The following is a 14523-nucleotide window of genomic DNA, read 5'->3' as shown; positions in this document are numbered from 1 at the left end:
ATAAAGCATTAATTCCTTTAGTTTGAAGTGAAGTTAATGCTATTCGTTTTGCTTTGTACCAAATGGCTAAAATGCAAAATACAACCACATAAGCTAAAGTTCTATGTACAAACTGTACACCACTTTTTCCTTCAATAAAGTTGAGGTAAGTAGGGTTTTGTTCTGTATAAACGGTTTCATGGATTAATTTGCTTTCATTCATAAATGGCCAATGGTTATGAATCCAACCTGCATCTAAACCTGCTACAAAAGCACCATAAATAATTTGAAACATTAAAACGACTAAACTAATTCTGATAAAATTTCTGAATTTTTTATCTATAACTTTTTTATCTGGGAAAATTAAATCTAAAGCCACCCAAAACGTGTAAGCAAAGGTTAAAAACGCTGTAGTTAAGTGTGCAGCAAGTCTATAATGACTCACATCTGGTCTATCTACTAAGCCGCTTTTTACCATGTACCAACCTAAAAAACCTTGAAAGCTACCCATAATTAAAAGGACAATAGCTTTTTTTATAGTTGATTTGGTAAGCTGCTTTTTAACTAAGAAATACAAAAATGGAATGATGAAAACTAATCCAATAAAACGACCTATAACCCTGTGAATCCATTCCCAAAAATAGATGTCTTTAAATTCATCTATGTTCATATTATAATTTAGTTTTTGATACTCTGGGTATTGTTTATAAAGATCAAAAGCTTCGTTCCATTCAACCGCATTCAATGGCGGAATTGTACCTGAAATTAATTTATAATTAGAAATCGATAATCCAGAATGTGTTAGTCTTGTAATTCCACCAACAATAACCATTATAAAAATTAAAACACAACCCGTGATTAACCAATAAATAACTGCTTTATTTTTCGTCTTCATTTTTCAATATTTTTTCAAAACACAAACTATTCTCAATATTTAAATATTGACCATAGTTGGATATAATTTCATATAAATTCTTTTTGTAAAATTGAACAGCTTCAACTTGACGAATCCCTGTTTCTAGTTTACAAGATGTAAAATTTAATTCTGTAGCCCAAGACTCAAGTTCCTTAATAATTAGAGTAGCAATTCCTCTTCCTCGCATTTCAGGTAAGGTAAACATGCGCTTAATTTCAACGGTATCAGAATCAAATGTTTTAAAAGCACCACAACCGACAACGTCGTTATTAGTATAAGCCAAAACAACGTTGTTGATATTTTCAATAGAATTAAACTGATTATAAAAATCGTGTTCATCTCCATCCGTAACTTTAAGGTAAGCATCTAGTTGTTTTACTAAGCTGCTAAAATCTGGATGTTTAGAATTTGTTCTTATCAGTTTTATCATTGTTTAAACTAACGATCTATTATTCAATCTTCCATCTCCAATCACCAATCTCCAATCTCCAATCTCCAATCTCCAATCTACAATCTACAATCTACAATCTTCAATCCAAGTGCTTTTCCTTTTTTTAGCATTAACTGAAATGCTGCATCGTGTTCGTTTGGTATATCACCTTCTAGTATGGCTTCTTTAATGGCTTCTTTAATGATACCAATTTCTCTTGATGGTTTTAAGTTAAAGGTCTTCATAATTTCTTCACCTGTAACTGGCGGCTGAAAATTACGAACCTGATCGCGTTCTTCAACTTCAACAATTTTGTCTCTTACCTTCTGAAAGTTATTATGGTATTTTTTAAACTTTTTAGGGTTTTTAGTAGTTATATCTGCTTCGCAAAGCGTCATTAAATCATCTACATAATCACCTGCATCAAACACTAAACGCCTTACGGCTGCATCAGTAACATCTGTTGCTAAAACAATAGGTCGAGAGCTCATTAGTACCATTTTCTGAACAAATTTCAGTTTGTCATTCAGTGGCATTTTTAGACGTTTAAATAATTTAAAAACCATCTTAGAGCCCACAAACTCATGGGCATGGAAGGTCCAACCTACTTTTTTATTAAATTTTTTTGTTGGTGCTTTACCAATATCATGTAATAATGCAGCCCAACGCAACCATAAATTATCTGTGGTTAGTGCTATGTTATCCACAACTTCTAGTGTGTGATAGAAGTTATCTTTGTGTCGTTGTCCTTCAATTTCGTCAATACCTTTTAGAGCAGTTAACTCTGGTAAAATATAGTTTAATAGCCCTGTTTTTTCTAATAGAATAAAGCCAATTGAGGGTTTTTTACTTGCAATTATTTTATGCAATTCGGTTACTATGCGCTCTTTAGTGATAATTGTAATCCTATCTTTATTGGCTGTTATTGCGTTAAGCGAGGTATCTTCAATTTTAAAATTTAATTGTGTTGCAAAACGAATAGCGCGCATCATACGCAGTGGGTCGTCACTATAAGTTATGTCTGGGTTTAAAGGTGTTTTAATAATGCCTTTGTCTAAATCTGAAAGCCCTTTAAAAGGATCTAGTAATGCACCAAAATTTGCTTGGTTTAAACTCAATGCTAATGCATTAATAGTAAAGTCGCGTCGGTTTTGATCGTCTTCTAATGTTCCGGTTTTAACAATAGGGTTTCTGCTATTTTCAGTGTAACTTTCCTTGCGTGCGCCTACAAATTCAATTTCAATATCATCATAGCGCAGCATGGCCGTACCATAAGTTTTAAATACCTGCACTTTTGGTTGATTTGGTAAATTTTTAGAAACCTCTTGGGCAAGTGCTATGCCATTACCAACAGCCACAATATCAATATCTTTTGCATTGCCACGTTCTAGAAAATAATCTCTTACAAATCCGCCAATGACATAAGCATCTATCTGTAATGTGCTTGAAGCCTCCGAAATAATCTGAAAAATAGGGTGTTGTAAAGCGTGTTTGTGGTTCATTTTTTCACCTCCAAAATTGGTGTTGCAAAGATACGGTATAGCTTCTAAATTTTTAAAAATGAAACCAAACCTTTTTTAAGAAATTAGTTACTTACGTTTAAATTTGGCGTGGCCAAGGCTTATTTTTTCTTCAACATGTTCTAAATGATCTATAGCAGTAGAAAATGCTGTAAAAGCCATTTTAAATTTTAGGTTTGGATACATGTTTAATAGTTCTGCAGGAAACAACTTAGGCAGCACTATTATATGTTTATGTTCAGCAAATAAGGTATTGTAATCTGTTCGTTCTCTAGGATGCGGCTTTATGTAAATAAGATCTGTTTTTGCTTGCTTTACAAAACTCGTGTAGATATTTATTTTTTCGCTTTCTTCCTCAATAACACCATCTTCATTTAACGTTTGTGTTAAAATAATACTCTTAGTTTTACCCTCTGGAAACAACGAATTTGTAACTAGTTGTTTATTGGGTGAAAACGCTGTTGCTAAGGTGTTAAGTTTAACTTTATTTAATTGTTTAAAGGTGTTTTTCCAATCTAACTTTTCGGATTTAGACTTTAGTAAAGGAGGTAATTCTTTGGGAGATGTTGCAAAAACTTTTTGTATTCTTCTATCATATCCATTTACCAGCGGCCGGTTAATAAGTTTTGCATAGAGTTGTTTAAAAAAGCTAGGTGATTGTGAGACGTAAGTTTTTAGACCATCTTCTATCATAAAGATATTATGGTCTTTATACTTATAAATAAAGTAGTTCTTTGCAGAGTCTGGTGAGCAAATATAAACGTCAAAACTATTGTTTTGGTTTGGTAGTGATTTAAGTTTTAGATTCGTTTTATCTATTAACTTAACAATGTGTTTTCTGTTAAAGGTATAACATAATTTACCTGCAAGCTTTTTTTGTTTTTTGCGCCCTATAAGTAAAATAACATCATTAAACCAAGGACTTTGTTTTAAACTGTCTTTTAGAGATTCAATATCTGGCGTAATCTCAACAATAACAAGAATATTGTTTTTAAGTTTACGCTCTTCGATTAATAAAATGGATAGAAGAATATGATAAACAGAAGTGATAACAAATAAACCGCTGGATTTCATAGAAGGAAGTGAATTTAGATAAGCAAAAATATGACTATTTTAGCTAACTGTAATAGTTTAATTAATAGATGTAACGACCCAATGACTTCATTAATATTTAGACAAATACTATAGTGAACACTGTTAGCCAAATTAAAGAACGCTTTAAGGTTAATAAAACGTTTTTAGACGATATAATAACCAATTTTGATACCAAAGGGCAAGATTTTGGTAATCAGGACCGAAATGCGTTAAAATTATTTCAACTTAATGATAAAACGCTAAATGTTAAATCGTTTAGAGTACCAAATTTTGTTAATCAGGTTGCTTATAAATTTTTTAGAAAAAGTAAAGCAGAGCGCTCCTACAAGTATGCGTGTCGTCTTACTACATTAGGTATTGGTACACCACAACCTGTGGCGTATTACGAGTATAAAACTCCGTTTTTATTTAAAAATAGTTATTATATCTCAGAACAATTAGACTGCGATTTAACTTACCGAGAACTTACAAAAGATTTAAATTATCCCAATAGAGATGCCATATTAAGGGCATTTACACGGTTTACTTATGAGCTACACGAAAATCATATTAATTTTTTAGATCATTCTCCCGGGAATACCTTAATTAAAATAACAGATAAAGGCTATGATTTTTTCTTAGTAGATTTAAATCGTATGAATTTTAGAGCAATGGATTTTAAAACAAGGGTTAAAAACTTTGCTAAACTTACCGTGCACCAAGAGTTAATAGAAGTTATGAGTGATGAGTATGCTAAATGTATAGAAAGATCTTATGATGAAGTATTTAGTTTAATGTGGTATTACACGCAAGATTTTCAGAAGCGTTTTTGGCGACGGCGTCGACTAAAAAAGAAGCTTAAATTTTGGAAATCTAATTAGTATTCTTTCTTATAAAGTGCTCTTAATTTTTTGTATTTTAAATAGGTGATTTTCCATGTTTGGTAGCAAATTCTGTATCCGTTTTTGCCATCTAAGATGCCCAGTCTCATAATGTACGATTTAAAAAAGGCCCAAGACGGATTCCAAATTAAGTTCCATAAAGGGGCTGTTTTGCCTTTATCGTAATAGGCTTTTGCAGCAATGGTAGAAAAGTAATCCGATTTTTTATCCATTTCCTCATAGGTCTGATAGGTCCAATGTAATATGTCACCTTTTAGATGTCCGGTTTTAGAGGTTTTATTATGCAGTTGCACATTATCATGTGGATTAATACCTTGCCATTGGGCCTTTGTTTTATTAAAAATACGTAGTTTTTTATTTGGATACCAATCTGAATATTTTATCCATTGTCCGCAGAAATTATTATAGCGGTTAGCATAATAACCGTCATATTGCCAATTTGTTTTAAGGTCGATAATAGACTGTTGAAGTTTTTTAGAAAGGGCTTCATCACCATCTAATGACACCACGTGGTCGTATTTGGTTTGTTGTAAGGCGAAATTTTTTTGCTCAATGTAGCCTAAAAAACTTTGTTCAATAAAGTTGACCTTATAACGCTCGCAAATAGCTTTAGTGCCGTCCGTAGAATAAGAATCAACAACAACGATCTCATCTACAATATTAACCAAAGATTTTAAGCATTTTTCAAGGCTTCGTTCCTCATTAAAGGTAATTATAACACCAGAGAGTTTTAACATTCTTGTTAATTTACAGTTGTAAAAATAGTATTTTTGTTTCTATGCAGTCTAAGCCAGAAATATCTGTAATTATAAGTACATATAATCAGCCCAAATGGCTGACTTTGGTTTTACATAGCTATACACTGCAAGATTTTAAAAATTTTGAAATCATTATTGCAGATGATGGTTCTGATAACCGTACAAAATTAGTTATAGATAATTTTTTAACAACCAGTGGATTTAGTATAACTCATGTTTGGCAAGAAGATAACGGATTTCAAAAAACAAAGATTTTAAACAAAGCCATAAAAGCCTCTAATGCGGAATATCTTATTTTTACAGATGGAGATTGTATAGCTAGAAAAGATTTTGTAGCCACTCATTTTAAGTTACGCAAGTTTAATTGTGCGCTTTCGGGTGGTTATTTTAAATTAACAGAAGGGATCTCTGCAATGATGACAAAAGCTATTATTACCCAACAGCTTTGTTTTGATAAGCATTGGTTGTTGGCTAATAAACAGCCTAAAAGTTTTAAGCTAAACAAACTAACAAGATCCTCTTTTAAATCAAAATTGTTAAATGCAATAACAACAACTAAAGCTACCTTTGACGGTATGAACACCTCTTGTTACAAACAAGATATTGTAGCGGTTAATGGATTTGACGAGCGCATGCAATATGGTGGAGAGGATAGAGAAGTAGGTGAGCGAATGATTAATAATGGCATACTATTTATACAAGTAAGATATAGTGCCATTTGTATGCATTTGCATCATAGCAGACCTTACAAAAGCGATGAGGCAGAATACTTAAATAAACAAATAAGAGCTACTACAAACAACAAAAATGCAACTTGGACGGCCTATGGCATAAACAAAACTAATGATGCATAAACCAGAGATTTCAATTATTATAAGTACTTACAATTCCGAAGATTGGCTAGCAAAAGTAATGTGGAGCTATGAGGCGCAGACCTATAAGAATTTTGAAATGATTATTGCAGATGACGGCTCTAAACAACCCACAATAGATCTTATTGAAACCATGAAAAAGGAGGTTAACTATCCTATAGTACACGTTTGGCATAAAGATAACGGGTTTCAGAAATCTCAGATTTTAAATAAGGCAATTTTAGCTTGTAGTGCAGATTATGTCTTAATGAGTGACGGAGATTGTATGGCAAGAAGAGATTATGTAGATGTACATATTAAAGAACGTGAAGAGGGTTATTTCTTATCTGGTGGTTATTTTATGTTACCTATGGATATCTCCAAATTAATAACAAAAGAGGATATCTTATCTCAACGTTGCTTTAATCTAAAGTGGTTAAAATCCAAAGGCTTAAAAGACTCATTTAAAAATAATAAACTAACGGCTAAAGGCAGAAAACGTCAGTTTTTAAATACTGTAACACCAACTAATGCAAGTTGGAATGGCCATAATGCCTCTGGTTGGAAAAAAGATATTTTGGCAATTAATGGTTTTGATGAGCGCATGCAATACGGTGGGCAAGACCGAGAGTTGGGTGAGCGTTTATTTAATTATGGATTAAAATCTAAACAAATACGGTATAGTGCGGTTTGTCTGCATTTAGACCATCCAAGAGGTTATAAAACCAAAGCATCAATAGATAAAAATTTAGCTATTAGAGCTACTACAAAAAAAGAAAATCGTAAGTGGACGGATTTTGGTATTAAGCAAGATTAATTAAACGGACTTAAAAACGATTGAAGCGCTTCTATAAAAAGCGAAGGCTTAAATTCTTTGTACAATTTAGGTGTTAAAGGTTTTAAAGTTTTAGGGTGTCTAATATTAGTGTAAACATCAGATCTATAGTCTTTTAAATGTACCGAAAGGTGTTTAGTACCGTCGTCAAACATATTCCATGCTTCTTTTTTAATCCATGGGGAAAAAATAGTAAATGTAGGTATGTTTAAAGCCTTGGCCATATTAATAGCTCCACCTTCATTGCCAATTAAAGCATCACAATGAGACGTAATAGCTAAAAAGTCTCTTAAGTTAGAGCCAAAAAGCTCGAAGAAAATTCGCGATCTAGTGTTTGGCCGGCATAAGTTTAAAATAGATTTAGCTTCTGCCTCTTGTTTAGGAATATAGTTAAACAACATCTGACAATTAGGTTTTTTAGTAGCAATGGTGTCTAAAACCTTAGCCATATATTCAAAAGGGTAAGTTTTATTTTTTCCACTGCCTAAAACACCAATCATAAATAAGGGTTTATCTAAATCAATACCATTAGATGTTAAAAATTGTTTCGCTAAGTCTTTTTCAGAATCCGATAAATAAATTTTAGGTTTAATAATGTTAGTGGTATCAATCCCTAAAGGTTGAAGCAATTGCAGTCGGTTTTCAATAGCCAAACCAGCATTGGTTTTAGGGACCATCTTATTTTTAAATCTATGGTTATAGATTAAAGCATTGTAATCTTTATTAATTGAAATTCGTGTCGCAGCTTTAGAACGTGATGCAATTATTTTGCTCGATAGCTGAGCATAAACATCAATAACGACATCATACTTTTCTTTGCGTAATTGATTAGCAAATTGCCAAAGTTTTCGTTTACTATTTTCGTGCTCTGGTGTAAAAAAATAAAATTTATCAATAAAAGGGTTCTCCTTAACAACAGCGTAAGTGTGCGTATTTATAACGTAATGTAGTTGTGCACTAGGATATTTGTTTTTAATAGCTTCAAATAAAATACTTGTAGCTAAAACATCACCAATCATTTTTTGTTGTATAAGGAGAACCTTCAAATTTATTTTTTTGAATATTTTAGTCTTCCAAAGCGGAACTAGACGTTCTACTAAAAGTCTTTGTTATACGGCTACGTCGTACTCACGCAAAGCATCATTTAAAGAGGTTTTTTTATCAGTACTCTCTTTACGTTTGCCAATAATTAAAGCACATGGTACCTGAAAATCACCAGCAGCAAACGTCTTTGTGTAGCTGCCAGGAATTACTACAGATCTCGCAGGTACTCTACCTTTCATTTCTACTGGTTCGTCTCCAGTAACGTCAATAATTTTTGTACTCATTGTTAATACCACGTTGGCACCAAGTACAGCTTCTTTTTCCACTCTTACACCTTCTACAACAATACAACGGCTGCCAATAAATGCACCATCTTCTATAATAACAGGAGACGCTTGTAATGGCTCTAAAACGCCACCAATGCCAACACCACCAGAGAGATGAACATTTTTACCAATTTGAGCACAGCTACCAACCGTTGCCCAAGTATCTACCATTGTACCTTCATCAACATAAGCACCAATATTTACGTAACTAGGCATCAGAATCACTCCTTTAGAAATATAAGCACCATGTCTAGCCACGGCATTTGGTACCACACGGATACCTTTTTCCATATAATTCTTTTTTAACGGCATTTTATCATGGTATTCAAAAATACCAACCTCGTGTGTTTCCATTTTCTGAATAGGAAAATACAGAACCACAGCTTTCTTTACCCACTCATTTACTTGCCATCCATCTTCAGTAGGTTCAGCAACTCTAAGCGTGCCTTCATCAATAAGATTAATGACACTGCGTATAGCATCTGTGGTAACGTGGTTAGTTAATTGCGATCTATCATTCCAAGCGTTTTCTATAACGGTTTGTAGTTGTTTCATTGTTACAAATTTTGAGATAAAGATAAGACGATAAGCCTGTACCTTAAAAATATTTAATAAAAATTGTGACTTGGTTTATTTTAATGTGTCCAATACACATTAGATTGGATGATTATTTAAATTCATTTAAATGTCTGAGAATTTAATTGATAGCTAATTTTGAAAACCCCTTTCCCCTTTTTATAAAGGGGTTTTCTTTTTTTTAGAGCTTTATGTTAAAAGTTTACCAAGTAAAACCTTTGATATATTGAAATGACATGCGCCTAGTTTTACAGTCTAATCTCACAGAAGAATCCATAAGATTTAATAAAAAAGTTTGAAATTGAATTTCAACCAAATATCAGAAAATTGTGACCATAACAAAAAGCAAGTGTCTTATAGATATAATTAACGAGATTTATTTATAGAGGGTAATAAAATCTGCGACTTAATTAATAGCTAATTTAAAAAATGCTTCTTTTTACAAGAAGCGTTTTTTATTGCATTATCTTTGCAAAGCATGGGAAGAGTATTAGCCATAGATTACGGAACAAAGCGCACAGGTGTTGCTGTAACAGACGATCTACAGATTATAGCATCTGGTCTTACAACTATAGATACCGAAGATTTACTTTCATTTTTAAAATCATATACAACCTCAGAAAATGTAGAACTATTCGTTGTAGGTGAACCAAAACAAATGGATAATACAGCCTCAGAAAGTGAAGTGCACATACAGAAGTTTTTAAAGCAGTTACAGAAGATTTTTACTGAAATTCCTGTAGAACGTGTCGATGAACGTTTTACGTCAAAAATGGCATTTCAAACGATGATTGATAGTGGATTAAAGAAAAAGCAACGGCAAAATAAAGCACTTATAGATGAAATTAGTGCAACATTAATACTGCAGAGTTATCTAAGCAGTAGATCGTAGTATTTTTTGTTTTAATGCTTTAATAGTATAGGTATATATGGTCTTTGAGACCAACGGCATTAGAATTTAGTTTTAAAAATCGAAAATTTATCCTTTGGATTTGATACTTTTGCTCCCGAAAACATACAGAATATGATTTTACCTATAGTAGCCTACGGAGACACTGTACTTAAGAAAAAAGCTAAGGCCATAGATAAGGACTATCCAAAGTTAGATGAGCTAATAGAAAACATGTACCAAACTATGTATGGAGCTTTTGGTGTGGGTTTGGCTGCACCTCAGATAGGTTTACCAATTCGTTTATTTTTAGTAGATACAGAACCTTTTTCTGAGGACGAAGATCTCTCAGAGAAAGATAGAGAGCAAATGAAGAATTTTAAGAAGACATTTATTAATGCCCAAATTTTAGAAGAAGAAGGAGAGGAGTGGGCTTTTAACGAAGGCTGTCTAAGTATACCAGATGTTAGAGAAGATGTTTTTAGAAAACCAAAGATTAAAATTCAATACCAAGATGAGAATTTTGAAACACATGTAGAGCAATATGAAGGTTTAATAGCAAGAGTTATTCAACATGAATATGACCATATTGAAGGTGTTTTATTTACGGATAAACTTTCCTCCTTTAAAAAGCGTTTAATAAAAGGAAAGTTAACCAACATTTCGAAAGGAAAAATTAAAATAGATTACAAAATGCGTTTTCCTGCAATGAGCAGAAAACGTTAATAAAATATTATGTCACCCTAAGCGCAGTCGTAGGGTTTTTTATAAAACACAAAAAAAAAGAGGCTTCCACTGCGCTCAGCCTGACAAACAAAAGTAAAATGAGTTTAGATCAAATTTTAGCTATTTCGGGCAAACCAGGTTTGTACGAAATTATAACACAAACAAGAACAGGTGCCGTTGTTCAGTCATTAATTGATAAAAAGCGTATTACTGTAGGAGCCCATAGTAATATTAGTATATTAAGTGAAATAGCAATTTATACCTTAGCTGAGGAAGTGCCATTGCGAGAAGTGCTTAAAAAAGTTAAAGATAAAGAGCAAGGCAACCCAACTTCAATAAGCCATAAAGACGGTAAAGATGCTTTAGAAGAATACTTCTTTGATGTTTTACCAGATTATGATGAAGATCGTGTTTATCCTTCTGATATAAAGAAGGTAATTCATTGGTATAATTTACTTCAGAAAAATAATCTTTTGGATGCTTTAGAAGCAGATGATGAAGCTAAAACTTCGGACGAGGAAGAATAAGATGTCTAACAAAGCCTCACAATTAAAAGCTTTTGAGCGTTTGCTAGTTATTATGGACGAGTTGCGAGAGCAATGCCCTTGGGACAAAAAGCAAACTATGGAATCGCTTAGGCACCTTACTATAGAGGAGGTTTATGAACTTGGTGATGCTATTTTAGACAACAATTTAGATGAAGTAAAAAAAGAGCTTGGTGATGTGTTGTTGCACATCGTTTTCTATTCTAAAATAGGAAGCGAAACTAATGACTTTGATATTGCAGACGTCTGTAATAGTATTTGCGATAAGCTTGTGGATAGACATCCTCATATTTATGGAGATGTTAAAGTTAAGGATGAAGACGAGGTAAAGCGTAACTGGGAGCAACTAAAGCTAAAAGAAGGTAAAACAAGTGTCTTAGAAGGTGTGCCAAAAAGCCTACCAGCAATGGTGAAAGCCAACCGTATACAAGATAAAGTTGCAGGAGTTGGCTTTGATTGGGAAAAACCAGAGCAAGTTTTTGAAAAGGTAGAGGAGGAGCTAGCGGAATTAAAAGCTGAACTTAACAAAGGAGACCAAGATGCTATAGAAAGTGAGTTTGGTGATGTGTTATTTTCTCTGATTAATTATGCACGCTTTCTAAAGGTAAATCCAGAAAATGCCTTAGAGCGTACCAATAAAAAATTCATAAAACGCTTTCAATATCTCGAAAGTAAATCTAAAGAATTAAATAAACCTCTGAAAGATATGACCTTATCTGAAATGGATGTCTTTTGGGAAGAGGCGAAGTCTTTGTAATCTATAATCCTGTCATTCCGCACTTGATGCGGAATCCACTTTTATTCTATCATTTTATGGATTCCTGCTTCACTTCGACAAGCTCAGCACAGGTAGCAGGATTGAAAACTGTGAACGAGATTCTGTTAAAATTTTAAAAAAATAACAACAAAAACATCCAAATAGTCATGTCTAACGTATTTAATATATATAAAGGCAAGATGTTTTTATATTCTTAGTAGGATCTTAATTATTATTAAGCGGTTTTAATTAAGATTAATATAGTTTAGTTAGGACAAAACCCATCTATTTATAAATAGATGGGTTTTGAGTTTTTTATTAGTGTATAGATGGTTTTCTGAGTTAGGAATACATACTTCTAATTTTAGTAAGTTTTGCTTTCCAAGCCTCAAGTTCTTGTTTGTGTTTAGCGATGTTTTTATGTACATCTTTAACCAACGGATTATCAGAATCTACATTAGAAAAGAACTGAAGGTTGTTTTCTAACTGTGTGATTTCAGATTGTACTTCGCCAATTCTTTTGCGGATAAAGTTTTGTTCATTATCAAGCAGTCTAGTGTCGTTAGCATCAGTAGCTAAGTTTTCTAGTTTACTTTCAAATTTTACCATGTCTAGTTTGGCCTTATCCATTTTTAGTTTATCAAAGGCATTATCTATGGCTTTGTAAAACTTACCGTCAATATAACGTTTGTTTTGCGGCACGTGTCCTAAAGTTTTCCAATCTGCAATTTTAGATTTCAAGGTAGCTACATCTGCTTTATTGTCACCGCTAAGTTCCATGGCTTTTATGTCATCTAACAATTTCACTTTTTTGTCAAAGGCATCAAAGAGATGTTGATTTTCTGCTTTACGTTCTGCGTGCATTCTATCAAAGTAATGGTTACATGCACCTTTAAATTGCTTCCATATGTTATCACTATCGCGTCTTGGAACATGGCCAATTTTTTTCCAATCTCCCTGAATTTTTTTCATCAAAGGAGTTACAACAGCAAAATCTTCACTGTCTTTATTAGCTTCGGCAATTTTTATCAGTTCTTTTTTCTTCTGCAGATTGTCGTATTGGTCTTTTTTTAATTCTTTATAGAATTTATTTTTCCCACGGTTAAACGTTCTAACGGCATCTTTAAATTTTGCCCATGTGGCTTCGTTAACTTTTAATGGTACTTTGCCTGCATTAAAAAAAGATTCTCGTAGTGCTTCTACTTCTTTTATTTTTTTCTGCCATGCACCATGTGAGTTTGCTGTATCTTCTGCTATAGATTGTATTTGAGAAATTAATTCTTCTTTGCGTTCAAGATTTTTTTCGTAGGCTTTGTCTAAGTCTGCGTAGTAAGCCTGTCTTTTGTCGTGTATGCTTTTAGTGGCATTACTAAAGCGCTCCCAAATTTCCTCTCTGTGCTCTTTAGCTACTGGGCCTAGCTCTTCTTTCCAAAGTTTATGGAGTACCTGTAGTTCTCTAAATGTACGGTTAATATTGTCGTCATTAGCTAATTCTTCGGCACGTTCTATAATCTTTAATTTTTGATCATAGTTATGCTTAAAATCCATGTCCCTTAAGTCATTATTGAGATGTAAAAAGTCGTAAAAACGCTCTACATGGTGGTGATAGGTATTCCAAGCATTATTGTACTTATCTCTTGGTATTGGGCCAGCATTACGCCATTTTTCCTGAAGCTCTTTAAAGGTTTTATAGGTTGTACCCATATTTTCTTCAACGGAAAGTAGCGCTTTTATATCTTCTATTATTATTAGTCTATTCTGAAGATTTTGTTTTAAATTTTGCTCACGTTCCTTATAATAGGCATTTATGGTTTGCTTATAATCTTTATAAAGTTGATTAAAAAGCTTTTTATTATCGTTGGTGTAATAGAAATCTATTTCATTACCTCCGTCATTAACAAACTCTTCTTTCTTTTCTTCGAGTAATTGACTGTATTTTGAATTAAATTCAGTCTTAATCTGATTAACTTGCTTGGAGATGGTTTGAATTTTGTGGTGCTTTAAAAGACGATTTAGTTCCGTGGCTAAGTCTTGCATGGACATCGCATGGTAGTCTTTTTCTTCTACCTCGTGTCGTTCTGCATTGGATTCATCTTCTGCATCTTCTGCATTAGACGCTTCTATTTCTGCATGTACTTCAGCGTCTGCTTTATCTGCTGAAATGTCGTTTTGAGTTTCATTATGTTGTTCGGTTACTGAAGACTCATTAGTAGAATTAATATCTTCAGAAATCTCAGTTGTTTGCAGTGTTTCTTGGTTTGGAGTAGTTACTTTAGTTACTACGTCTTTTTTTCCATCTGCATCTCGCAGGTTATCAGTCTCAGACATGTGTCAATTATTTTATATGTTGTTAAAGATAATAACAACTCCTTTAAATACAAAGTAAATAGGGCTT

Annotated in this window: 15 protein-coding genes; 7 read left to right on the top strand and 8 right to left on the bottom strand. The window is 33.0% G+C overall.

Translation table 11 applies throughout. The features are described from left to right. The 4 genes from Q0800_RS02185 to Q0800_RS02170 all read right to left on the bottom strand — a co-directional run. Window positions 1–874, bottom strand: an 874-nt coding sequence (locus Q0800_RS02185) for a COX15/CtaA family protein (protein WP_299127214.1), incomplete at its 3' end; no start/stop codon positions are given. Continuing rightward, on the bottom strand, window positions 858–1325 hold the full coding sequence (locus Q0800_RS02180) for a GNAT family N-acetyltransferase (protein ID WP_299127213.1): 468 nt from the start codon (window positions 1323–1325) through the stop codon (window positions 858–860). The genes Q0800_RS02180 and Q0800_RS02185, both read right to left, overlap by 17 nt. Window positions 1326–1402: 77 nt before the next feature. Beyond that, window positions 1403–2827 carry an HD domain-containing protein gene (locus Q0800_RS02175; RefSeq protein WP_299127211.1) on the bottom strand — a complete coding sequence of 475 codons (1425 nt, stop codon included), beginning with the start codon at window positions 2825–2827 and terminating at the stop codon, window positions 1403–1405. Window positions 2828–2914: 87 nt separating this feature from the next. Then, entirely contained in the window at window positions 2915–3919 is a 1005-nt protein-coding gene (locus Q0800_RS02170; protein ID WP_299127209.1) for a glycosyltransferase family 52, read from the bottom strand. A gap of 113 nt (window positions 3920–4032) precedes the next feature. Here Q0800_RS02170 and Q0800_RS02165 point away from each other — a divergent pair, with 113 nt between their 5' ends. Then, on the top strand, window positions 4033–4800 hold the full coding sequence (locus Q0800_RS02165; RefSeq protein ID WP_299127207.1) for a lipopolysaccharide kinase InaA family protein: 768 nt from the start codon (window positions 4033–4035) through the stop codon (window positions 4798–4800). Here Q0800_RS02165 and Q0800_RS02160 read toward each other — a convergent pair. Continuing rightward, on the bottom strand, window positions 4797–5558 hold the full coding sequence (locus Q0800_RS02160; RefSeq protein WP_299127205.1) for a glycosyltransferase family 2 protein: 762 nt from the start codon (window positions 5556–5558) through the stop codon (window positions 4797–4799). The genes Q0800_RS02165 and Q0800_RS02160 overlap by 4 nt on opposite strands. A gap of 41 nt (window positions 5559–5599) precedes the next feature. Between Q0800_RS02160 and Q0800_RS02155 the strand changes: the two genes are divergently transcribed. Together Q0800_RS02155 and Q0800_RS02150 are read left to right on the top strand one after the other, a co-directional pair. Continuing rightward, window positions 5600–6433 (top strand): glycosyltransferase family 2 protein, encoded by an 834-nt coding sequence (locus Q0800_RS02155; protein ID WP_299127202.1) that lies wholly within the window; start codon window positions 5600–5602, stop codon window positions 6431–6433. Further along, the gene (locus Q0800_RS02150) at window positions 6426–7247 is read left to right on the top strand and encodes a glycosyltransferase family 2 protein (protein WP_299127215.1); all 822 of its coding nucleotides are present in this window, start codon (window positions 6426–6428) and stop codon (window positions 7245–7247) included. Before Q0800_RS02155 ends, Q0800_RS02150 begins: the two co-directional genes overlap by 8 nt. On the opposite strand, the gene Q0800_RS02145 is transcribed toward Q0800_RS02150, so the two are convergent. Next, entirely contained in the window at window positions 7244–8311 is a 1068-nt protein-coding gene (locus tag Q0800_RS02145; protein WP_299127199.1) for a glycosyltransferase family 9 protein, read from the bottom strand. The genes Q0800_RS02150 and Q0800_RS02145 overlap by 4 nt on opposite strands. Before the next feature lie 63 nt (window positions 8312–8374). Then, window positions 8375–9190 (bottom strand): 2,3,4,5-tetrahydropyridine-2,6-dicarboxylate N-succinyltransferase, encoded by an 816-nt coding sequence (locus tag Q0800_RS02140; RefSeq protein WP_299127196.1) that lies wholly within the window; start codon window positions 9188–9190, stop codon window positions 8375–8377. A gap of 499 nt (window positions 9191–9689) precedes the next feature. Between Q0800_RS02140 and ruvX the strand changes: the two genes are divergently transcribed. From ruvX to mazG, 4 genes are all read left to right on the top strand, one after another. Further along, on the top strand, window positions 9690–10103 hold the full coding sequence (ruvX, locus tag Q0800_RS02135; RefSeq protein WP_299127194.1) for a Holliday junction resolvase RuvX: 414 nt from the start codon (window positions 9690–9692) through the stop codon (window positions 10101–10103). A gap of 132 nt (window positions 10104–10235) precedes the next feature. Next, the gene (gene def, locus Q0800_RS02130; protein WP_299127192.1) at window positions 10236–10826 is read left to right on the top strand and encodes a peptide deformylase; all 591 of its coding nucleotides are present in this window, start codon (window positions 10236–10238) and stop codon (window positions 10824–10826) included. Between the two features lie 98 nt (window positions 10827–10924). Then, complete coding sequence (locus Q0800_RS02125) at window positions 10925–11353, top strand: DUF5606 domain-containing protein (RefSeq protein ID WP_299127190.1); 429 nt, start codon at window positions 10925–10927, stop codon at window positions 11351–11353. Between the two features lies 1 nt (window position 11354). After that, window positions 11355–12128, top strand: a complete 774-nt coding sequence (gene mazG, locus Q0800_RS02120) for a nucleoside triphosphate pyrophosphohydrolase (protein WP_299127188.1) — start codon at window positions 11355–11357, stop codon at window positions 12126–12128. A 342-nt stretch (window positions 12129–12470) separates the two neighbouring features. Here mazG and Q0800_RS02115 read toward each other — a convergent pair whose 3' ends face one another. Further along, window positions 12471–14456 (bottom strand): DUF349 domain-containing protein, encoded by a 1986-nt coding sequence (locus Q0800_RS02115; RefSeq protein WP_299127187.1) that lies wholly within the window; start codon window positions 14454–14456, stop codon window positions 12471–12473. Window positions 14457–14523 lie beyond the last annotated feature (67 nt).

Origin of the sequence: uncultured Winogradskyella sp., assembly GCF_937958655.1 — a bacterium.
Lineage (GTDB): Bacteria > Bacteroidota > Bacteroidia > Flavobacteriales > Flavobacteriaceae > Winogradskyella.
This window is presented reverse-complemented; position numbering and strand designations above follow the sequence as displayed.

Coding starts and splice junctions, on each gene's coding strand:
- Q0800_RS02140 (WP_299127196.1), bottom strand. CDS start 9,190: ATGAAACAACTACAAACCGTTATAGAAAACGCTTGGAATGATAGATCG.
- Q0800_RS02115 (WP_299127187.1), bottom strand. CDS start 14,456: ATGTCTGAGACTGATAACCTGCGAGATGCAGATGGAAAAAAAGACGTA.
- ruvX (WP_299127194.1), top strand. CDS start 9,690: ATGGGAAGAGTATTAGCCATAGATTACGGAACAAAGCGCACAGGTGTT.
- def (WP_299127192.1), top strand. CDS start 10,236: ATGATTTTACCTATAGTAGCCTACGGAGACACTGTACTTAAGAAAAAA.
- Q0800_RS02155 (WP_299127202.1), top strand. CDS start 5,600: ATGCAGTCTAAGCCAGAAATATCTGTAATTATAAGTACATATAATCAG.
- Q0800_RS02125 (WP_299127190.1), top strand. CDS start 10,925: ATGAGTTTAGATCAAATTTTAGCTATTTCGGGCAAACCAGGTTTGTAC.
- Q0800_RS02180 (WP_299127213.1), bottom strand. CDS start 1,325: ATGATAAAACTGATAAGAACAAATTCTAAACATCCAGATTTTAGCAGC.
- Q0800_RS02175 (WP_299127211.1), bottom strand. CDS start 2,827: ATGAACCACAAACACGCTTTACAACACCCTATTTTTCAGATTATTTCG.
- Q0800_RS02170 (WP_299127209.1), bottom strand. CDS start 3,919: ATGAAATCCAGCGGTTTATTTGTTATCACTTCTGTTTATCATATTCTT.
- mazG (WP_299127188.1), top strand. CDS start 11,355: ATGTCTAACAAAGCCTCACAATTAAAAGCTTTTGAGCGTTTGCTAGTT.
- Q0800_RS02150 (WP_299127215.1), top strand. CDS start 6,426: ATGCATAAACCAGAGATTTCAATTATTATAAGTACTTACAATTCCGAA.
- Q0800_RS02160 (WP_299127205.1), bottom strand. CDS start 5,558: ATGTTAAAACTCTCTGGTGTTATAATTACCTTTAATGAGGAACGAAGC.